The following is a 20,723-nucleotide window of genomic DNA, read 5'->3' on the forward strand; positions in this document are numbered from 1 at the left end:
TGTTTGCTTTTTTCTGATATAATCAGCATATGAAAATATATGTTCGTATACATTTATGGGGGAAATAGTGTGATTATATTAGGTTTTGACCCAGGAATTGCGATCGTCGGCTTTGGTGTGATCAAAAAAGAGGGAAATCAGATTCGTCCTCTTCAATATGGTAGTATCCAAACCAAAGCAGGTTTAGATACAGGAATTCGTTTAAAACAGGTTTATGATGCAGCAAAAGAAATTATTCAGAACTATCAACCAGAGGCTGTTTCGATTGAAAAACTATATTTTAATAAAAACGTAACGACAGCTTTTACAGTTGGCCAAGCTAGAGGTGTTCTTATGCTTGCTGCCGTGGAAGCAAATCTTCCAATTTTTGAGTATACACCATTACAAATAAAACAAGCGATTGTTGGATATGGGAGAGCAGAAAAGAAACAGATACAAGAAATGGTTAGGATGTATCTTAGTCTAAAGGAAGTACCTAAGCCAGATGATGTAGCCGATGCTTTGGCTATTGCCATCTGCCATGTTCATTCTGCAAAAATGACAGCAATCATCAATAAGGGGAATAGCAAATGATCGATTTTATTCAAGGAATTTTGGTTGGAATTGAAGAGGATTACATTGTAATCAATGTGAATGGGATTGGCTATCAAATCTTTGTCCCTCGCCCTGAAAGCTATCAAGCTTTGTTAAACCAAGATTGCTTCGTACATACTCATCATTATTTTCGTGAAGATTGGATGGGATTATTTGGTTTTCAAGAAAAAGAAGAACGTTATTTATTTCGCCTATTGTTAAGTGTTTCTGGGATTGGCCCTAAAGGCGCACTAGCGATGATAGGTCAAGGCAATCCAAATCAGGTGATTCAGGCTATTGCTACAGAAGATGAGAAAACCTTAACCAAAATGCCAGGAGTAGGAAAGAAAACCGCCCAAAGAATCATTCTAGATTTAAAGGATAAAGTCAAGGGATTAACCTTTAAAGGAATGCCATCTGCTAAAATAGAAGAAGAAAATCTAAAGGTGGTTAGCGAATTACAGGCAGGATCTGAATTGATAGAAGCCTTGAAATCGCTTGGCTATCATGATCAAGAGATTCAAAAAGCAGTAAAAGCTTTGCAAGATTCGATTGAAAGTGGCCAATCTCTTGACCGCCTGATTAAGCAAGCATTGATCATATTGATGAGGGAATAGGAGGAAAGGGCAATGGAGGATCGCGTTATTTCATCACAAATGTTGTCAGAAGATCAAACCGTAGAATTTAGCCTACGTCCTCGTTTTTTATCTGAATATATTGGGCAAACTAGAGCAAAGGAAAACTTAAAGATCTTTATTGAGGCTGCCAAATTGCGCAATGAACCCCTTGACCATGTTCTATTGTATGGACCGCCTGGACTTGGAAAAACAACGTTATCTAATATTATTGCTAATGAAATGGGAGTAGGTATTCGCACTACTTCGGGCCCTGCCATTGAACGCCCAGGGGATCTAGCAGCGATTTTAACCAATCTCCAAGAAGGAGACGTTCTATTTATCGATGAAATTCATCGTCTAAACCGTAGTGTAGAAGAGGTTTTATACCCGGCGATGGAGGATTTTGCGCTAGATATTATTATCGGTAAAGGACCCAGTGCAAGATCTGTGCGATTAGATCTACCTAAGTTTACTTTAGTAGGTGCAACCACCAGAGCAGGTCTATTGTCTTCTCCACTTCGTGATCGATTTGGGGTAGTAAGTCGTTTAGAATATTATACGGTAGAGGAATTAAGCTATATCGTCACGAGGGCTGCTGATTTACTAGATGTGCAAATAGTAGGAGATGCAGCCAAAGAGATTGCTTTGCGTTCAAGAGGAACACCAAGAGTAGCCAATCGCTTATTAAAACGAGTTCGAGACTTTGCACAAGTAGTGGCTGATGGGATGATTACAGAAGAAGTAGCCAAATCATCCTTAGAACAAATTCAAGTAGACCGTTTGGGTTTAGACCATATCGACCATAAACTACTCACCACCATCATTGATAATTTCAAAGGTGGTCCTGTTGGCTTAGATACATTAGCCGCATCGATTGGTGAAGAGTCAAATACGATTGAAGATGTGTATGAACCTTATTTGATGCAGATTGGTTTTCTGCAACGAACACCTAGAGGGAGAATGGTAACCAACGCAGCGTATCATCATTTAGGAAGGAGTATTCCTGATGAATCCAATGTCTAAATTGTTCATTAGTCTTGGAATTTTATTGATTGTAATCGGAGTGATCTGGCAATTTGGTGGTCGATTCTTGTCATTGGGCAGGTTGCCAGGAGATATTGTGATTAAAAAAGAAAACTTCAGCTTTTATTTTCCGGTAATGACTAGTATTGTGTTGAGTCTAGTGTTGTCAGGAATTATGTGGTTGTTAAGGTGGTTTAAGTAGCAAAACAAGGGAATCTTATCATCCTTCCTGCTAAAAATTCATATGATGCGATTCGCCGTCAAGTGCCCGTATCCAATTCTATTAGAAATGGAAGAGTGATCGCGCAAACACAGCCTAGTGAAACTCATCTCTTTTTAAATAATCAGAAGGAACATTCAGAAATAAAATCCCTGTTCAAATATTTTTACATTACATTTAATAGGTAAAAATTGGCCAAAATAATTGAGATAAATAAGCAAGAATATAATGAAATCAAATATGATGTTAGAATCATCGATTGGGGAATAAACATGCTACAAACCATCATGAATTATCTCAATGACATTGGAATGATTGGCCTATTTATAGCCATGTTTATTAAAGGTTCAACTCTTCCATTACCATCTCTCATTTTCATTGTTAGCTATGGATACCTTTTAAACCCAACCAAACAAGAGATGATTTGGCTGGCTATAGGGATGAGTTTAACCTTTACCGTTGCTAGTTATATACCCTATATGATCGGTTTTAAATTAGAACAAAAAATTCAAATCATTGCCAATAGGTTTTATAATTCTGGTTCTTGTGGTGATCTATTTTTTTCTTAGCAAACACAGAACGAAGGGATGATGTTTCACTTTATCATAAAATAAACTCGTTGAACTAGTTTGCGAAATTCAAATTCAAATAGATGATTTGCATCTTTGGAACGTTTTTTTGGTCCAGAGGTTTTTATTCCCGCTCTTCGTGATTTTTGTGAGAGATAGCGTTCAAATAGGAGTTGATCTAAGTTATCAGCTTGAAATAAGAACCCATTAGGATGCATGGCAAAAGCCTGCTTCGCTAATACCATGGTAGCAACGCCATAATCTTGCGTGATCACAATATCATTTGCTTTGACATATTGGACGAGCTTCATATCAACTGAATCTCTTCCTTTATCAACGGTGATGACTTTGGAATAACCATCATCAATCAAATGACTCGTATCTGCAAACATTATAACCGGTAAATGAAATTCTTTTGCTACATTTACAATTTCTTTTTTTACAGGCATTGCATCAGCATCTACTAAAATTTTTATCGTCATGAATTTGTTTCCTCTCAACCTTTCCCTGGCTAAACCAAATTAAAAATAGACTGTTTCATTATATCTTCTTTCTTTCAAAAACATAAAATAAATTACATGCGATAGAGGGAGGTGTTAAAATTGGCACAGAGAGATTTTGTTCAAATTATTGGAATTACGGATCCTAGTGAATTTCCAGTTATCGGCCCATTAAACCCCAATAATGAAATAGCAATTCAAGAGAGATTAACCATTCCTGAAGCTAAACCTAATGTAGAACAAATCATTTCTGTTTTAGTCGAGGCAATAGTAACGGATAACCGAACAATACTAACCCCTACTGGAGTTAAAGTCATCGTAGAAGGTATATTGAGACAAAAAGTTGTCTACACGGCGGGTGTGCCTGAACAATCTGTTCATTCATCCCATTATGAACATCCGTTCTGTACATTCATTAATATACCACTAGTGATTCCTGCAGGATCTACCGTTGAGCAATTACTAACTTCATTAGGACTTTCACTCAAAGATATACTAGCAGGACCAGTAAATGTAATTATTGAAAACGTTGAAGTGAATCTTCTTGATCCACGCACTATTAATAAATGTGTAACATTGTTTGTTTGGACTACGCTAAATACACTTTTACAAACGGTACTAAAATAATTATTCTTCCTCTTCATCGTAATGAGGAGGAGGAAGATAATGATCAAATTCTATGATTGCACATAAAACTTTGCTTACTTGAATATTTCTTAAATCGTGGTGGAAAACATGAATATCTTCCACCACAATTTTTATTTTTAATTGTTTTAAATCCTCATTCACTTCGTTATCAATTATGATCATTTCACAAAAATGAATCTCATTATTAAAGGAATGCACGGATTGTTCAGGTGTTGCAGCAGTATACACAAATATTTGTTTCACTACACCATCAATTATAATTTTTTTATTATACGGTGTTTTTATTAATCTTTTATTAATGATTTTAACAATAGACATAACTTTGAGAATTTGTTCAATATCAGGTTTTTGCTCTGGTACATTTATTTTTTCATTAAGTGTAAACTGCTTAAAACAAATTGGTGTTTCAGGATAATCCTCGGAATTAGCAATCCCAACATAATTGATCATATCGCGAAAGATATTCATGTTAAACAGTTCACCTCCAATATAGGCTACAATAATATATGCAAGTCAACACTAGATTATGAATATTTTTTTATGTTGAATATCTTCTTTCGATACTAAGAAAATTTTTCAACATCAATATACCTGTACCGCCATATCCAAACGTGTTATTCATAATGTTTTGGCCTTGTACAGAAGGAAGGTTTTCTAATTGGTGTTCTAATCATTCCAATCAAGGCTTTACGACCAAATCAGTAGTTTCAATGCCTATTTCATGATTTATTGTTTGGATGATTGTACCAACCACCGTTCTGACAAACATAGTGACTCCCATTTCATTTATTAGAGTATTTTGAACCATACTTTTGATTTTATTCTATTCTTCTTGGGATATGTTATCAGAATGTTTAAAATCAAATAGATTTGTAGGCTTTGCCGATGGTTGAAAGACAACTTGGGACTGCCCTTTTTCACCAGGATTCACTGAATAACCACGGATGATATAGCCATTTTTTTCGAGTTCCATCATCATATCGTATGCTTTCCATTTACTGTCGCCTATCACTTTTGCTAATGTCACATAATGAACAGGGATATTTGTTTTTTTTGTAAAGATCAATTATTTTTTGCAAAAATTGCTTTCGGCGTCCAGACAAAATCATTTCATCTCACCCCAAAAAACCAAAATATACTTCATTGAAATATAGAAAATACTAAAATTTCTTTAGAATTTTCAAACAAAATGCGACTATGAAACATATATGGAGAAAATATCCTCTTATAATATGAATGATTTAGAAAACTTAGAAATTGCTATTTATGGTGATAAAAAAGTTAACGGGGAGCCTGCCGGTGTTAAGATAACTTACATCTGTTTCATGGAATGAACCGACCGCCTTTATGAATCGATTCTATTGTATTGTATAATAAAAATTTTTAGAGTTTCGACTAATTTCGACGTTTTTTTTAATATTTATCTGTTATCATAAATCATAAATACGATAAATGTAACAATTTGTCTTCTGAAATATAAACCTATTAATTTTAATTTTTTTTAAAAAGGATTGATTGTGTGAGAGTATCGATAAAATTACGATTTGAAAAACCTTTAATTCTACCATTACATTATCATCATATCATTCAGGCAGTTGTTTTAAAATGGCTCAACGATGAGAATTATAGTAAGTTTATACATAATACGGGATATGAATACAATAACAGAAAATTTAAAATGTATACCTTTTCTAGGTTGGAAGGCAAGTTTATAATTGATAAACATAACAAAACAATAACTTATTTTGATGAGGCTAATCTGCTAGTATCAACAGCCGATGATGAATTTCTAAAATATCTCGTTAATAACATTTTGATAAACAGTGATTTTAATATTTTGGGAAACGAAGTGTTGATTGATCAAATTAAACTCATTCATCCAGATATCAAGACTAAGGGAAGGTTTAGAACAAAATCTCCGATTGTTGTATATAGCACCTTTGAACATAATGGCAATAAAAAAACATATTATTATAACCCGATGGAAAATGAGTTTGAACAACTGATTAGAGATAACTTAATAAAAAAATATATAGCCTTTTATAATATAGAACCTTCTGATACAAGTTTTAAATTGGTTCCTATTAAAAATAAAAATTTGAAAGAAAATATTATTTTATATAAAGGGATTGTGATCAAAGGTTGGAGCGGAGAATTTGATATTGAAGGTTCAGAAGAACTTATCAAGATCGCTTATGACGCAGGGCTGGGTTCTAAGAATTCCCAAGGATTTGGTTGCATCGAATTAATATAGGGGGTGATAAAAATTGATTGAAGGATTTGTTCAAATCGGTAAAGCAGTTGGCTATTCAATTGAGAGTTTGGTTGAAAAAGCAGAATCAATAAGAAAAAATAAGGTGCTTCAAGTATTGAAACTGAACTTTAAAGAAAATAGTTTAGAAGTTGATGTAACTGAAGAAATGACAGATGAAACTGCAAAAAACTATTTATTTGTAGGTTCTGCCGATGGCCCCAATTCTCCCCAATGGTTTGCTACATCAAAATCGATCAATTACCATTTGACAGAAACATTCTATAATCTAGCACAAACAGATTTTGGAGACAATCTTAATAAACAAATCAAAGCAATATTTGAGAAGTTTTATGTTGATCTTGGAGAAAATATTAAACCAAAATATCGTTATGCTCTTAATTTGACAAAATATCTTGGCACTGAAAAAGAAGTTAAGGAGATATATAGTGAATTAAAACAAAATCATAAAGAGGATAAGGATATAGTTAAAGAACTAGCAAAGGAATTTGAAAAATATCTTAAAAATAAGTTTAGTATGAAGTTAAATGAAATAGGTTTATTTACCATTCTTATAAATGATAAGCCGCTTACTAAATTTAATGAATATCAGGAAAAAGTTATAGAAGCTAAAAAACCTGAGTTGAAAAGCGGAAAAAATAATATTAACTGTATAAAAATTTGCAGTATTTGTGGTTCTTCAGAAAATGTGACTTCTGATCTATCAAAAATGAAAATTAAATACTACACAACGAACCAAGTAATATTTGCCAGTAACATAGATAATAAAAATTATCATAAAAATATGCAGATATGTGAAAATTGTATGGATAGCCTCTCATCAGGTGAAGTTTTTGTAAAAAATAATCTCGATACCAGATTGGGATTTTTTAAAGTTTATCTAGTACCTCATTTTATTTATGGTGCACCGCTAAATAAAGAGGAACTTGAACATTCAATTAAAAAAATAAATTCTTCATTTAATACAGCAAAAAACCTTAAGGATATAGAAATGTTTGAAAAAGATATCCTTGAATCTCTTGATCTAAGAAATGAAGAAAGTTACTTTCTTCTAAATTTTATCTTCTACAAACCTAGTAACCAAGCAACCAAAATTCAAAGATTAATCAAGGATATATCACCATCCATATTTAGGAGAATTGGCGAGGCTGCGATTAAGGCGAATAAAAGAATGAGGGAAGGATTAAATCAGGAATTTTTTAAGTCGTATGTAGGACTTCAGAACCTATATTATATGATTCCTGTTAAAGTTAAACAGGGTGATGTCACTAAATACAGGGATTTGCTTGATCTTTATGATGCCCTGTTTACAGGCAGGCCAATAAAGAAACAGCATTTAATAGATAAATTTATCGAGGCAATTAATGTGAAACGGTTAGATAAAGAAGGATACAATTTAAAATCAGACCAAGACAAAATCAACTGGACTCTTTCAATAGCATTTTATCTTCTAAATGCAAATATGCTGATTAAGTTTTTTGAATATACCGGTTGTTTAAAGGAGGGAAATCCATTGGATATTTCTGCATTGAAAGTAAGTGATGGGATTAAAACGTTTATTGAAAAAATGAATTACAACGAACAGCAAAGCGCCATGTTTATCTTAGGCTATCTTATTGGAGAAATAGGTAATGCTCAGTATAGAAGGCTTGACGGAAATAAACCGATATTAAACAAACTGAATTTTAATGGGATTGATAAGACGAAGATTGTCAGGCTAACGAACGATGTTTTTGCAAAATTAAAGCAGGAAAAAATAAGAGCTTTTAATGAAGTTACATATTTTGAACTTAAAAGACTTATCGATTCAAACATTGCTTCCTGGAAGTTAAACAAAAATGAAAATTTATTCTATCTGCTTTCAGGTTATTCTTTTGCAACCACCCAACCAATATTAAAGGAGGAAAATAAGCATGAATAATAACGAAATCTTATATCTTTATGATGCAAAAATGACAAATCCTAATGGTGATCCTGATGAAGAAAACAGACCCCGTATGGATTATGAGCGGGATATAAATCTTGTATCTGATTTAAGGTTAAAAAGATATGTAAGGGATTATTTACTGGACAAGGGATATGATTTATTTGTGAGAAAGATGGATGAAAAGTCGGTTACTGCTGAAGGAAGAGTAAAACAAATGAAAGATTTTTCAGAAGAAGCAATTTTAAATGAACTTATCGACGTTAGGTTGTTTGGTGCTACAATGCCGGTAAAAGGCGATAACAAGACATTTATCGGTCCTGTTCAATTTAACTGGGGCTATTCCCTTAATAAAGTCGAACTTCTAGAATCAAGTATTACTTCTCATTTTTCCTCAGATGAAAAGGCACAGCAAGGAACTATCGGTAAAGATTATCGGGTAAAATATTCTCTTATTGCTTTTTCAGGAGTGGTTAGTGGTAAAAGGGCCAAAAAAACCAAATTAACGGAAAGTGATTTGGAACTTCTCGACGAATCTATGAAACATGCCATTCCTAATCTTGCGACAAGGAGTAAAATAGGTCAGTATCCAAGACTTTATTTAAGAGTAGCTTATAAGGATTCTGAAACCATTCTTGGAGATTTAAGAGATTATATAAGACTTGAAGAAAAGGTTGAAAACATAAGAGACATCAAAGAAGTATCCCTTGATATTACTGATCTTGTTTCGTTGTTAAATAAAAACAAAAGTAAAATTGACAAGATTTACTATTTTATTGATGAACGTCTGGAAATAAAGGCGGCTGACACAGTTGGCAAATTATCCGAGGTACTAAACGGTTTCGAACTTGTTGAAGTAAAGTAGGGTGAAAATAATGAATTTCTTAATATTTGATATAAAGGGAAGGTACGCTCATTTCAGGAAATTTTACACCAATTCTTCTTCTCTATCCTATTCAGTACCTCCCAGAACAACTATAGAAGGGATTATTGCTGCGATATTGGGCTATGAAAGGGATAATTATTACGATATTCTTTCAACAGAAAAACTTAATATCGCTGTAAGAAAAATTTCACCTACTAAAAAAATCATTCAAACTTTAAATTACATTAAAGCTACATCACGGGATAGCGTAACAGATCTAAAAGAAGGGCATACTCAGATTCCCTTTGAAATGGTTACCGGAGACAAGGGAGTCATTTACAGAGTTTATGTTAACCATTCAGATCATATAATAATGGAAGAACTTGAGGATAGAATTAGAAACGGACGATTCCATTATATTCCTTACTTAGGTGCTGCCCCTTTTAACTGCAACATAAATTATATAGGGAATTTTACGGCAATAGAGCAAAATACAAATGATTTTATCGAGATAAGCACAATCATTAGACAAAGTTTAATAGCTGATAAAGGAATTGATATTAAAGGAATGAATTTAAGCTTAATAAAAGAGAAAATGTCGAGGGATTTTTTCGAAGATAGAATAATAAAAGAAGTTGAAGATTATATCTACGATGAAGAGGGTCATCCTTTAAGAGTAAAGTTAAAGGGAAACTTTTATAGAATAAACGGTGAAAATATAGTTTTGATGTAATGTGCCTAGTAATGGCACTTATTTTTTAGGGAGGTTGATTATGGAATTCTATTCTCATCCTGATAAAAAACTTATTGTTCATCTTCAAGAAGTATTTAATATAAATAAAGACAAAGTAGAAGATAAGTTTCTGAAAGCTTATGAAATTATGGCTTACGGTCATGATTTTGGAAAATTTACAACATATTTTCAAAAATATTTGCTTGGCGGAAAACGTAATAGATTTAGTGATCACAGTTTTATTTCCGCACTATTCGTCGGATTTTGTGCTATTAAGGAATTTGGGGAGAATAATTCTATACCGTTAATTATATTTAATACAGTCTTACACCATCATGGCAATTTAGAAAATCCGTCCAACGATTTACCGTCAAGTTTCAAAGAAATAACCCCTAATGATTATTTAATATTGGAAAAAATTGAAATCGTCAGAAAACAGATAGAAGATTTATCTATAAATAGAGATGATATTGGAAAGGTCTATCGTATTTTAGGATATGAAGATTGTTTTAAAGAATTCTTACATGTTAATATCGAAGAATTGATGAAAAAAATTAAAAGAATTGAAGTACTAACGGAAAGAAACAATAAAACGGATGAAAATTATTTTATACATCAAATTCTTTATTCTGCCTTAATTTCTGCAGATAAACTAAGTGCTTCCGGAACATTAATTCCTGAAGAAAAATATGTGACTTATGTTGATTTGAATAGGGAAAGGGAAGAAAAAATAAAAGGCAAGAGTGGGGAAATAAATAGAATTAGAAGGGAAATATTTGAGAGTATCCAAGAAAATATCCAAAGAAGTTATGACAAAACGAGATTATTCACGATAACTGCACCGACCGGAACAGGAAAAACGTATGCTGGATTCTTTGCTGCCCTAAAATTAAAAGAACTGTTGAATGATAATAGAAAAATTATTTATTCTCTTCCGTTTACATCAATTATTGAGCAGAATTATGATGTTATCAAAGATCTTTTTGCAAATATTGAAGATTTTGAAAGCGAAAAAGGGAGGTATTTAATAAAGCATCACAGTCTTGCCAATATGGATTACAATACGGATAAATACGATATTGATAAATTAAGAGCGGAGTTGTTAATTGAAAATTGGAACAGCGGTATTGTGATAACAACCTTTGTGCAGTTCCTTGAAACTTTAATCGGTACAAGAAACAGAATGCTAAAAAAATTGATTAGCATGAAAGGCTCCATTATTCTCTTGGATGAAGTACAGGCAATAGATATTTCGCTTCTCCCCTTGGTAGACCATGTAATTAAGAAAGCTAGTGAATTATTCGATTTAAGAATCATAATGATGACGGCAACAAAACCGTTTATACTTAATGGGGCCGTTGAACTTTTGGCAGCTCATCAAAAGTATTTTAAATTTTTCAATCGCACTAAAATAATACCTATACTGGAAAAGAAAAATATTCTTGATTTCATTGAAGAGTTCAATAACAATATTGAGAACAAATCCTATTTAATCGTCTGTAATACAATCAATGAGTCAATAAAAATATTTAACGGGTTAAAAAATATCGGCAGAGATATATTTTACCTTTCTACGAATCTATTACCTGTACATAGAAGAAAAAGAATTGAAGAAGTAAAAGCAGCTCTTGATCAAGGGAAAAAAATAATCCTTGTTTCTACTCAAGTAGTTGAAGCCGGTGTTGATTTCGACTTTGATGTCGTAATAAGAGATATAGGACCGATCGACTCAATTATCCAGTGTAGCGGAAGGTGCAATCGAAATGGCTTAAAAGATATCGGCGAAGTATATATTTACTCATTATATGATGATGAGAAAGAAGCGGAAGAAACGTTATATGCCAAAAATGTATATGGTAATTCAACGTTAAATATTGTTAAACAGATTCTACAAAATCAAGCCGAGATATACGAAGAAGATTATTTTAAATTAATCGAACAATATTATACAAAGATTCAAGAGAAAAAAAATAAAGATAAATCAGAAAAACTGATTAATTCCATTATTTCTATGAATTTTTCTGGTGATAAGTCAGCGAATGAAGAGAAAGATAGAATACCTTTACAAAAGTTTTCATTAATAGAAAACAATGCTGGCTATTTTGATGGATTTATTATATATGACCAAACGGCAAAAAAGGTATTTGACAGGTACCTTGAAATGATTAAAGAGAAGAACTTTTATAAAAGCAGGGAAATTTATCTGGAAATAAAAAACACCTTAAGGGATTATACCGTTTCGCTCCCTGTGAAATATCAAGGTATTTTTAATGAACAATTTGGGCTGCATGTTCTTCCCTATGAGGGCGTAGAAGATTACTACAATATGATAACAGGATTCATTAGGGAAGAAAAAGGTTACGATATATTGTAGAGGTGCTACCATGGAAGTTAATGGGACTTTAGTATGGTATTACAATATTTGCAAAAGGGAAGTTTGGCTGATGTCGCATGGAATTATACCTGATCAGCAGGATAAAAACGTGGATTTGGGCAGATTTATTCACGAAAATTATTACAAGCGAAGCAAAAAAGAGATTCAATTCGGCAATGTAGTATTTGATGTTCTATATGAAACTGGTAATGAATTAGTTATTGGAGAAACAAAAAAAACTTCTAAATTTATGGAAGCTTCACAGTGGCAGCTACTATTTTATTTAAAAATTTTAAAAGATGCCAATATCAAGGCTAAGGGAGTACTGCAATATCCCGAAGAAAGAAAGAGAATTGATGTTGAGCTTGATGAAGAAAAAGAAGCGAAATTGAATAAGATGATAGATGAAATAGAGGCTATTATAGATAAGCCTTCTCCACCTGTAGTTGAAAAGATAAATATGTGTCGGAATTGTGCTTACAAAGAATATTGTTACTCCTAGGAGGTTATATGAAAAAAGATTTCTATATATTTAACAATGGTGAATTAAAAAGAAAGGATAATACCCTATTTTTTGAAAGTTCTGACGAAAAAAAATACCTTCCCGTTAATGAGATCAATAATATATGGGTTTTTGGCGAAGTAGATATTAATAAAAGATTTTTGGAATTCGCCTCTGAAAAGGAGATAGTTCTTCATTATTTTAATTATTACGGTTACTATATAGGAAGTTTTTATCCCAGAGAACATCTGAACTCGGGCTATGTAATACTAAAACAAGCTGAATATTATTTAAATACGGAGAAAAGAATGACCATTGCTAAAAAATTTATAGAGGGTGCTGTTTTAAATATTCTTGTCATCTTAAGATATTATCGTAACAGGGGGATTGACCTAAACGAGGATATTGATGTCATAAGTAACCTGTATAAAGCAATTAATAATGCGACAGATATTGAAATTCTTATGGCCATTGAGGGAAATATCAGAGAAAGATATTATAAATGTTTTGACAAAATTATTAATAAACCAGACTTTGAATTTGATAAAAGAAGTAAACGCCCACCGTTGAATAAGTTAAATGCACTTATAAGTTTTGGGAATTCTTTGATATATACTACTGTTCTTGGTGAAATATATCAAACCCAGCTTGATCCAAGAATAGGATATTTGCACTCAACCAACAATAGAAGATTTACATTAAATCTTGATATTGCAGAAATATTTAAGCCAGTAATCGTTGATAGGGTAATATTTTCACTATTAAACAAGAATGTTATAACTTCTAAAGATTTTCAACGTCAGTTAAATGGCATCATACTAAATGATAATGGGAAGAAAAAGTTTATTTCAGAGTATAACGATAAGCTTAATACTAAGATTAATCATCCAAAATTGGATAATAAAGTAAGCTATAAGAGGTTGATTAGACTTGAACTGTATAAATTGCAAAAACACATCACGAATGATGATGAGTATTCACCATTTATAGCGGGGTGGTAAATTGTTTGTAATATTAGTTTATGATGTAGGAGAAAAACGAGTAAATAAAGTTTTAAAAAAATGCAGGGAATATTTAACTTGGGTGCAAAATTCAGTTTTGGAAGGGGAATTGAGTGAAGGGAATTTAAAAAAACTAAAATTTGAAATTGGGAAAATCATAAAAACAGAGGAAGATTCAGTAATTATCTATTCTTTCCAAAGTACTAAATATTCCACTAGAGAAGTTATGGGTTTAACTAAAAATTCTCAGGATATTTTTGTATAACATATTAACATCTGTTTTCCGTCGATTTATAATCCTGTAATAAACAGCCGGGATCGACATAACAAGAAGAACAATATTACCAAGGGTTTTTAAATTTTGTACGATTTTTTATGATATTTGTCAAAATATAAAAACCCAATTATAATCAAGTTGAAATGGGTTTTTAGACTACCTATGAGGAATTGAAACTGCTACTACCACAATACCCACAACGTGCAACGCCAAGTTTTTAGACTACCTATGAGGAATTGAAACCTAAATACAAACCTGTTTTTCCCCCCCAACCTCCACCGTTTTTAGACTACCTATGAGGAATTGAAACTAGATTTGAATAACGCTCTACCTTCCATACCTGGAAGTTTTTAGACTACCTATGAGGAATTGAAACTTAAATTCATTGGATCAGTTTCTTGCATGTCTTGAAGTTTTTAGACTACCTATGAGGAATTGAAACGTATGATGTATGGTTGTTTTTGTACGTCTGTTTGTTGGTTTTTAGACTACCTATGAGGAATTGAAACCCTGTAAAATCTATACCTTCAATTAAATTTCCAGCAAGTTTTTAGACTACCTATGAGGAATTGAAACTAAAATTTTAAGAATAATATTGACTAATTGAACATAGTTTTTAGACTACCTATGAGGAATTGAAACTAATGGAACTTACAAAAAATGATGAAAACGGGAAGAGGTTTTTAGACTACCTATGAGGAATTGAAACAAAAAATTGGGTGAGATTTTTAATTTTCCGAAGTTAGGTTTTTAGACTACCTATGAGGAATTGAAACTTTGCATTGTTGGTGGTAATGTTTGAATAACCTCGTGTTTTTAGACTACCTATGAGGAATTGAAACGAAACCATACAGGCAATATGTTCCACCTTAGATTGTAAGTTTTTAGACTACCTATGAGGAATTGAAACGTTCGTCTACCTGTGGGGAAGTACCCTCCTTCCTGGTTTTTAGACTACCTATGAGGAATTGAAACCAATCCTCCTTCTTTAGACAAATAAAAAAACCCAAAACGTTTTTAGACTACCTATGAGGAATTGAAACATAACCTTCCTCCTGCCTTTTGTAATTCACTTCATTTGTTTTTAGACTACCTATGAGGAATTGAAACATACGTATCATAGATGATTATTGCAGGAATCACTAAGTTTTTAGACTACCTATGAGGAATTGAAACTGCGGAAGAAAAAGGATTAGCCCCGTCCGAAATGGGTTTTTAGACTACCTATGAGGAATTGAAACAGTTATTCCGCACACTTTAACTTGTACATTTTTGTGTTTTTAGACTACCTATGAGGAATTGAAACCAAATGTTGAAATACGAGAAATCACAGACGAAGAAATGTTTTTAGACTACCTATGAGGAATTGAAACTCTCCTGCAATGAAAGAAACTGAACGGCTTCTAAGGTTTTTAGACTACCTATGAGGAATTGAAACCCATCCTTATCCCCTCACGTATCCGCGATCTAACAAGTTTTTAGACTACCTATGAGGAATTGAAACCCTAATCCTAACAATGGGGAGGGGGTAGGCAATCTGTTTTTAGACTACCTATGAGGAATTGAAACACTAAGTTTCTAAATGCACCTTTGGCAAACTTTTCGTTTTTAGACTACCTATGAGGAATTGAAACTTTCTTGTGCTACGAGATGAAGCACCAGTAAAACAAAGTTTTTAGACTACCTATGAGGAATTGAAACCTACAAACATTTGTTCTGTTTTTAGTGTAAAAGAAGTTTTTAGACTACCTATGAGGAATTGAAACGAAGAAAAGGAGGGTTAACTTATGTATGTAGTGACAGGTTTTTAGACTACCTATGAGGAATTGAAACAAGTTATAAAACAAGTGTTCGTATCCACAGGTAGCGTTTTTAGACTACCTATGAGGAATTGAAACACGACATATCTAGGTCATATAAAAAAACACTAGCCAGTTTTTAGACTACCTATGAGGAATTGAAACATAGAAAAGTATGCTGCAGGGACATATAACAGTAAAGTTTTTAGACTACCTATGAGGAATTGAAACTTGCTTTTTGGTTTGGAATGAGACCTTCTGTGTCACGTTTTTAGACTACCTATGAGGAATTGAAACTTCCTCCTTTTAATTTGTGAAGTGAAACTTTCACATGTTTTTAGACTACCTATGAGGAATTGAAACGCTTTATATCCTGCTTTCTTGTAAGCTTCTGTTGCATTCGTTTTTAGACTACCTATGAGGAATTGAAACCGAGCCATGTACCCTCAGATTTTCGGACCAAACCACGTGTTTTTAGACTACCTATGAGGAATTGAAACAAAGTGTCTTTTCATCAAAATGCGGACTACCTATATGGTTTTTAGACTACCTATGAGGAATTGAAACCCCAGCTGTTTATGCTCCTGGGTGGGTTGTAGCTGTGTTTTTAGACTACCTATGAGGAATTGAAACCTTTTCTAAGTGCGACTGCATTTGCGCTTGGATCCTTCGTTTTTAGACTACCTATGAGGAATTGAAACTTGATCGGCAAACTTCACGCTTCTGCAACATATGAAGTTTTTAGACTACCTATGAGGAATTGAAACAAGAATTAAAATGGATAATTCAAAACATAGACCAAGTTTTTAGACTACCTATGAGGAATTGAAACCTGATTCGGGGATAACCTCGTATAAATCAAAGTGTCGTTTTTAGACTACCTATGAGGAATTGAAACTACTTTGAGGCGACTGCTGCTCTTCTAAATTCTTCGTTTTTAGACTACCTATGAGGAATTGAAACGCAACTCCAAGTGGAGCAACTTATACTGGTAAGTCTAGTTTTTAGACTACCTATGAGGAATTGAAACGCCGACATCTTACTGTTCCCCAAACGTCCGTACCAGTTTTTAGACTACCTATGAGGAATTGAAACCGGGCAACCATGAACAAAGAATATACCAGCGTACTGGGTTTTTAGACTACCTATGAGGAATTGAAACTGACGATTTGACCAAAGTTAAACTTGAGGAATTTTTAGTTTTTAGACTACCTATGAGGAATTGAAACCTGTAGAATCGGCTACAGCAGTGCTAATCAACGTTTGTTTTTAGACTACCTATGAGGAATTGAAACCATGCAACACCTGGTGACGTTATTGATTATGAGTTCGGTTTTTAGACTACCTATGAGGAATTGAAACGCTACAACAAACGGAACAGGTGCAGAAAAAGAAGGTCGTTTTTAGACTACCTATGAGGAATTGAAACACGAACAAACAGCGCTGTATTCAAGTGCTGTTTTTGCGTTTTTAGACTACCTATGAGGAATTGAAACCTTCCGGAGATTCTTTCATGGTGACTCCAGTCAGGAGGTTTTTAGACTACCTATGAGGAATTGAAACTTTTTGGCATCAGGATTCACCTCCAAACAGAGTATTGGTTTTTAGACTACCTATGAGGAATTGAAACTTTGGATTGAATATTTATTTAATGTGATTGGATCAGGTTTTTAGACTACCTATGAGGAATTGAAACTCTAATCAGGATGTAGTCACGGGATTCTATTTCAGGTTTTTAGACTACCTATGAGGAATTGAAACACAAAAGAATCAATTACATCAGAAGCCATAATAACTCGTTTTTAGACTACCTATGAGGAATTGAAACGATGGACTCTCAAATGGTACATTATCGTTTACATAGGTTTTTAGACTACCTATGAGGAATTGAAACAGGAAACAAGGGAAAAATAAATTAGAAGCATACTATGTTTTTAGACTACCTATGAGGAATTGAAACTTTTCATCGTAATCGGGCTGGTATTGGTACTTATGGGTTTTTAGACTACCTATGAGGAATTGAAACTCCCAATTTCTCAAAAACTCGGAACCGTGTTGAAGAGTTTTTAGACTACCTATGAGGAATTGAAACTCAAAAAACTAGCTAATGTAATGAAGCAAGTAAAATAGTTTTTAGACTACCTATGAGGAATTGAAACTTTGGTAAATAGTGTCGAATCATATACCCATCAGATGTTTTTAGACTACCTATGAGGAATTGAAACAAAAAATCATAGAACTGGATAAGCGGACAAAAGAAGGTTTTTAGACTACCTATGAGGAATTGAAACTCATTAAATACGTGATAGTAAAAACCACCTACTATGTTTTTAGACTACCTATGAGGAATTGAAACCAGATATACCTTGTAATGCTTCTAATGCTTCCCGCGGTTTTTAGACTACCTATGAGGAATTGAAACCTTTCTAAGTTTGAACAACTGAACATGATCTCATGAGTTTTTAGACTACCTATGAGGAATTGAAACCAATGATGAATCAGATAGGATTGAATTTACTACGAGTTTTTAGACTACCTATGAGGAATTGAAACTTTTACCTAGGGCAATGACACATATTCAAATTAAAAAGTTTTTAGACTACCTATGAGGAATTGAAACCCTCGCGCAGCGGGTAGGTGAAGCGTCGTGATTGAGTTTTTAGACTACCTATGAGGAATTGAAACTCAGAAGACGAGGTATAGGATTCCTCGTCTGGGAAGGTTTTTAGACTACCTATGAGGAATTGAAACAACAATTCCAAAGGAACTTCTTGGTGGTTTGAATAAGTTTTTAGACTACCTATGAGGAATTGAAACATTCCCGTAGCGATTTGTTTAGTTCTTGCCATCCCGTTTTTAGACTACCTATGAGGAATTGAAACAAATATCTGTATGGATTTTTGATTTTAATCCCGTCTAGTTTTTAGACTACCTATGAGGAATTGAAACCCTAATTCATCCGCTAGTTTTAACAACGCTTCCTTGGTTTTTAGACTACCTATGAGGAATTGAAACTCTTTTTCGCCAATTGCGATGGTATATCATCACTTAAGTTTTTAGACTACCTATGAGGATACAGCAAGAGAACCTATTAAGTTATCTGATGCATGCAGTAACTAGACTCGACTAAAGATCCCAATACCTTTTCATATGATCAGCCATTCCCTCTTTTTTGATTCAGTAACTTAACTTCATAACTATCCTCAATAGAAAATATCTTTCCAATCAAATATTTAAGCACTAAAATAAGCCCTATGACCTACAAACCTAAGCAGGATTCTAAGCCCTTATATCGAATCTATTATATTGGTAAATTGATAGATTCGATGACATCACTGCTTAGGAGGTTTATATGCAAAAGAAGCGATTCTCTTTTTTCCTTATCCTAGTTTTATTCCTTCCTATCTTATTCATGAATAGTCCTATCACTTATGCTAGTAGTGGAGAAGAGGTAGGAGAGATCCCAATTGTAAAAGTGGAAATCACCAATACCGATGCAACGAAGCAAAAGATGCCTGTAGACACGATAGGTTTTGCTCTTAGAGGAAAATACTTTGTAGAAGGAACGATCCTTGAATTAGAAGATAAAGATGATCAAGGATTGATTCATTATGATGTGGTGATGGAAAACAATAAATTATTTATCAAAAAAAGAGGGGAAACGATTAGCGATCCATTAGATACGATTCGCTTAATACCAATTCCATCAACGGATAGCGAGTCTTTTCCTTTGGTTGATGTGGTTCGCTATTGGCAAGGGATCAAATACGATGTCAACCAATATCGGAACATCATGGAGTTTCGAATCGATCTTGTGAGTAACCCAACATCGCTTCCAACACCAACGATTAAAATGATCAATGAATTAAATATTGAGGATTATTTAAAAGGTGTGGTTCCGATTGAAATGAGTCCTTCATGGGAATTAGAAAGTTTAAAAGCCCAAGCAGTCGCAGCAAGAACTTTTGCCATGAAATATTCCAATCAAGTGATTGATGATACGACAAGATACCAAGCATATACTGGTGTTTACAGCCGTGGGTTTAGAGAGGGAGATCGTTCTAACCAAGCAGTAGGGGAAACAGCAGGACAAGTTCTCACATATAACAATTCACTCATTGCCGCACAATATTCTGCTTCAAATGGGGGATATACTGAATCAGCAGAAAACGTTTGGGGTAGTTCATATCCCTATTTAGTATCAAAGGTTGACCCTTATGATAAGAAATATGCAGAGCTTTACGACTCAAGAAATGCTTATCATGGTTGGCAAGTGACCTATACAAAATCAGAGATTGAAAATCGACTACGAAACAAAAATAAAGACATCGGCTCTTTAGAAAGTTTAGAAATCATCAATAAAGCTCCTTCTGGCAGAGTACTAGATCTGAGATTTATTGGAACAAATGGTATCTATGATACCTCGATTGATGAAAATGATAGGAATAAAGATTCAAAAGACTATTTAAGATCTCTTCTATCATTAAAGAGTCAACTGTTCACGATCTCAAGTTCGACTGCGCCAGTCTTTGTTCAATCAGCTACACAGGTAACGTTAATGGAGCCATCCAACCTCTATGTAAAAAGTACATCAAATACACAAAAATTAGGCCGAAACGGGAAGCCAATCTCGGTTTTAGGGGCGACAAAAGCGACAAAATTAGAGCAAACGGCCTATACCTTTACTGGGGATGGTTATGGACATGGGGTAGGGATGAGCCAAATTGGTGCAAGACAAATGGCTAAAGATGGAAAAACCTATCAAGAGATTCTCCAATTTTATTATCCAGGAGCAACTCTTACAAAAAATTATAACCAGTGAGAAA

Annotated in this window: 18 protein-coding genes and 1 CRISPR repeat array; of the genes, 15 read left to right on the forward strand and 3 right to left on the reverse strand. The window is 33.5% G+C overall.

The features are described from left to right. The first annotated feature begins 39 nt into the window (after positions 1-39). The 5 genes from ruvC to BEN26_RS00170 all read left to right on the forward strand — a co-directional run bounded on the left by ruvC (position 40) and on the right by BEN26_RS00170 (position 3,002). Positions 40-573 carry a crossover junction endodeoxyribonuclease RuvC gene (ruvC, locus tag BEN26_RS00150; protein WP_399167561.1) on the forward strand — a complete coding sequence of 178 codons (534 nt, stop codon included), beginning with the start codon at positions 40-42 and terminating at the stop codon, positions 571-573. Continuing rightward, entirely contained in the window at positions 570-1,190 is a 621-nt protein-coding gene (gene ruvA, locus BEN26_RS00155; protein ID WP_068723149.1) for a Holliday junction branch migration protein RuvA, read from the forward strand. Before ruvC ends, ruvA begins: the two co-directional genes overlap by 4 nt. A 12-nt stretch (positions 1,191-1,202) precedes the next feature. Further along, positions 1,203-2,213 carry a Holliday junction branch migration DNA helicase RuvB gene (gene ruvB, locus BEN26_RS00160; protein ID WP_068723151.1) on the forward strand — a complete coding sequence of 337 codons (1,011 nt, stop codon included), beginning with the start codon at positions 1,203-1,205 and terminating at the stop codon, positions 2,211-2,213. Continuing rightward, the gene (locus tag BEN26_RS00165; RefSeq protein WP_068723153.1) at positions 2,197-2,415 is read left to right on the forward strand and encodes a DUF2905 domain-containing protein; all 219 of its coding nucleotides are present in this window, start codon (positions 2,197-2,199) and stop codon (positions 2,413-2,415) included. Before ruvB ends, BEN26_RS00165 begins: the two co-directional genes overlap by 17 nt. A 209-nt stretch (positions 2,416-2,624) precedes the next feature. Further along, positions 2,625-3,002, forward strand: coding sequence for a hypothetical protein (locus BEN26_RS00170; protein WP_181482146.1), 378 nt, complete (start codon positions 2,625-2,627; stop codon positions 3,000-3,002). A gap of 26 nt (positions 3,003-3,028) precedes the next feature. On the opposite strand, the gene BEN26_RS00175 is transcribed toward BEN26_RS00170, so the two are convergent. Next, on the reverse strand, positions 3,029-3,484 hold the full coding sequence (locus BEN26_RS00175; RefSeq protein ID WP_220126386.1) for a YaiI/YqxD family protein: 456 nt from the start codon (positions 3,482-3,484) through the stop codon (positions 3,029-3,031). Between the two features lie 120 nt (positions 3,485-3,604). Between BEN26_RS00175 and BEN26_RS00180 the strand changes: the two genes are divergently transcribed. After that, positions 3,605-4,129, forward strand: coding sequence for a DUF3794 domain-containing protein (locus tag BEN26_RS00180; protein ID WP_068723157.1), 525 nt, complete (start codon positions 3,605-3,607; stop codon positions 4,127-4,129). Here the strand turns inward: BEN26_RS00180 and BEN26_RS00185 are convergent, their stop codons facing one another. Further along, positions 4,130-4,618 carry a DUF3794 domain-containing protein gene (locus BEN26_RS00185; RefSeq protein WP_068723159.1) on the reverse strand — a complete coding sequence of 163 codons (489 nt, stop codon included), beginning with the start codon at positions 4,616-4,618 and terminating at the stop codon, positions 4,130-4,132. It abuts the gene before it with no gap. A gap of 355 nt (positions 4,619-4,973) precedes the next feature. Then, the gene (locus BEN26_RS00190) at positions 4,974-5,216 is read right to left on the reverse strand and encodes a hypothetical protein (protein WP_069800391.1); all 243 of its coding nucleotides are present in this window, start codon (positions 5,214-5,216) and stop codon (positions 4,974-4,976) included. Positions 5,217-5,669: 453 nt separating this feature from the next. Here BEN26_RS00190 and cas6 point away from each other — a divergent pair, with 453 nt between their 5' ends. The 9 genes from cas6 to BEN26_RS00235 all read left to right on the forward strand — a co-directional run bounded on the left by cas6 (position 5,670) and on the right by BEN26_RS00235 (position 20,719). Further along, the gene (gene cas6 / locus BEN26_RS00195) at positions 5,670-6,404 is read left to right on the forward strand and encodes a CRISPR-associated endoribonuclease Cas6 (protein ID WP_068723168.1); all 735 of its coding nucleotides are present in this window, start codon (positions 5,670-5,672) and stop codon (positions 6,402-6,404) included. A gap of 13 nt (positions 6,405-6,417) precedes the next feature. Beyond that, on the forward strand, positions 6,418-8,343 hold the full coding sequence (locus BEN26_RS00200; RefSeq protein WP_069800388.1) for a TIGR02556 family CRISPR-associated protein: 1,926 nt from the start codon (positions 6,418-6,420) through the stop codon (positions 8,341-8,343). Continuing rightward, positions 8,336-9,211 carry a type I-B CRISPR-associated protein Cas7/Csh2 gene (gene cas7b / locus BEN26_RS00205; protein WP_069800386.1) on the forward strand — a complete coding sequence of 292 codons (876 nt, stop codon included), beginning with the start codon at positions 8,336-8,338 and terminating at the stop codon, positions 9,209-9,211. Before BEN26_RS00200 ends, cas7b begins: the two co-directional genes overlap by 8 nt. Before the next feature lie 10 nt (positions 9,212-9,221). Further along, complete coding sequence (cas5b, locus tag BEN26_RS00210; protein ID WP_069800384.1) at positions 9,222-9,944, forward strand: type I-B CRISPR-associated protein Cas5b; 723 nt, start codon at positions 9,222-9,224, stop codon at positions 9,942-9,944. A gap of 40 nt (positions 9,945-9,984) precedes the next feature. After that, positions 9,985-12,318: a CRISPR-associated helicase/endonuclease Cas3 gene (locus tag BEN26_RS00215; RefSeq protein WP_069800382.1), complete on the forward strand. Its 2,334-nt coding sequence runs from the start codon at positions 9,985-9,987 to the stop codon at positions 12,316-12,318. A gap of 10 nt (positions 12,319-12,328) precedes the next feature. Then, positions 12,329-12,820 (forward strand): CRISPR-associated protein Cas4, encoded by a 492-nt coding sequence (gene cas4, locus BEN26_RS00220; RefSeq protein ID WP_069800380.1) that lies wholly within the window; start codon positions 12,329-12,331, stop codon positions 12,818-12,820. An 8-nt stretch (positions 12,821-12,828) separates the two neighbouring features. Continuing rightward, positions 12,829-13,821, forward strand: a complete 993-nt coding sequence (gene cas1b, locus BEN26_RS00225; protein WP_069800378.1) for a type I-B CRISPR-associated endonuclease Cas1b — start codon at positions 12,829-12,831, stop codon at positions 13,819-13,821. 1 nt (position 13,822) lies between these two features. Continuing rightward, positions 13,823-14,086 (forward strand): CRISPR-associated endonuclease Cas2, encoded by a 264-nt coding sequence (gene cas2 / locus BEN26_RS00230; protein ID WP_069800376.1) that lies wholly within the window; start codon positions 13,823-13,825, stop codon positions 14,084-14,086. A 159-nt stretch (positions 14,087-14,245) separates the two neighbouring features. After that, a CRISPR array of direct repeats spans positions 14,246-18,912; the repeat unit is 30 nt; unit sequence GTTTTTAGACTACCTATGAGGAATTGAAAC. A gap of 337 nt (positions 18,913-19,249) precedes the next feature. Further along, positions 19,250-20,719 (forward strand): SpoIID/LytB domain-containing protein, encoded by a 1,470-nt coding sequence (locus tag BEN26_RS00235; protein WP_069800374.1) that lies wholly within the window; start codon positions 19,250-19,252, stop codon positions 20,717-20,719. The last annotated feature ends 4 nt before the right edge of the window (positions 20,720-20,723 follow it).

The sequence above is a fragment of the Tepidibacillus sp. HK-1 genome (assembly GCF_001748485.2).
Taxonomy (GTDB): Bacteria; Bacillota; Bacilli; order Tepidibacillales; family Tepidibacillaceae; genus Tepidibacillus_B; species Tepidibacillus_B infernus.

Coding starts and splice junctions, on each gene's coding strand:
- ruvC (WP_399167561.1), top strand. CDS start 40: ATGTTCGTATACATTTATGGGGGAAATAGTGTGATTATATTAGGTTTT.
- ruvA (WP_068723149.1), top strand. CDS start 570: ATGATCGATTTTATTCAAGGAATTTTGGTTGGAATTGAAGAGGATTAC.
- ruvB (WP_068723151.1), top strand. CDS start 1,203: ATGGAGGATCGCGTTATTTCATCACAAATGTTGTCAGAAGATCAAACC.
- BEN26_RS00165 (WP_068723153.1), top strand. CDS start 2,197: ATGAATCCAATGTCTAAATTGTTCATTAGTCTTGGAATTTTATTGATT.
- BEN26_RS00175 (WP_220126386.1), bottom strand. CDS start 3,484: ATGACGATAAAAATTTTAGTAGATGCTGATGCAATGCCTGTAAAAAAA.
- BEN26_RS00185 (WP_068723159.1), bottom strand. CDS start 4,618: ATGAATATCTTTCGCGATATGATCAATTATGTTGGGATTGCTAATTCC.
- cas7b (WP_069800386.1), top strand. CDS start 8,336: ATGAATAATAACGAAATCTTATATCTTTATGATGCAAAAATGACAAAT.
- cas5b (WP_069800384.1), top strand. CDS start 9,222: ATGAATTTCTTAATATTTGATATAAAGGGAAGGTACGCTCATTTCAGG.
- BEN26_RS00215 (WP_069800382.1), top strand. CDS start 9,985: ATGGAATTCTATTCTCATCCTGATAAAAAACTTATTGTTCATCTTCAA.
- cas4 (WP_069800380.1), top strand. CDS start 12,329: ATGGAAGTTAATGGGACTTTAGTATGGTATTACAATATTTGCAAAAGG.
- cas1b (WP_069800378.1), top strand. CDS start 12,829: ATGAAAAAAGATTTCTATATATTTAACAATGGTGAATTAAAAAGAAAG.
- BEN26_RS00235 (WP_069800374.1), top strand. CDS start 19,250: ATGCAAAAGAAGCGATTCTCTTTTTTCCTTATCCTAGTTTTATTCCTT.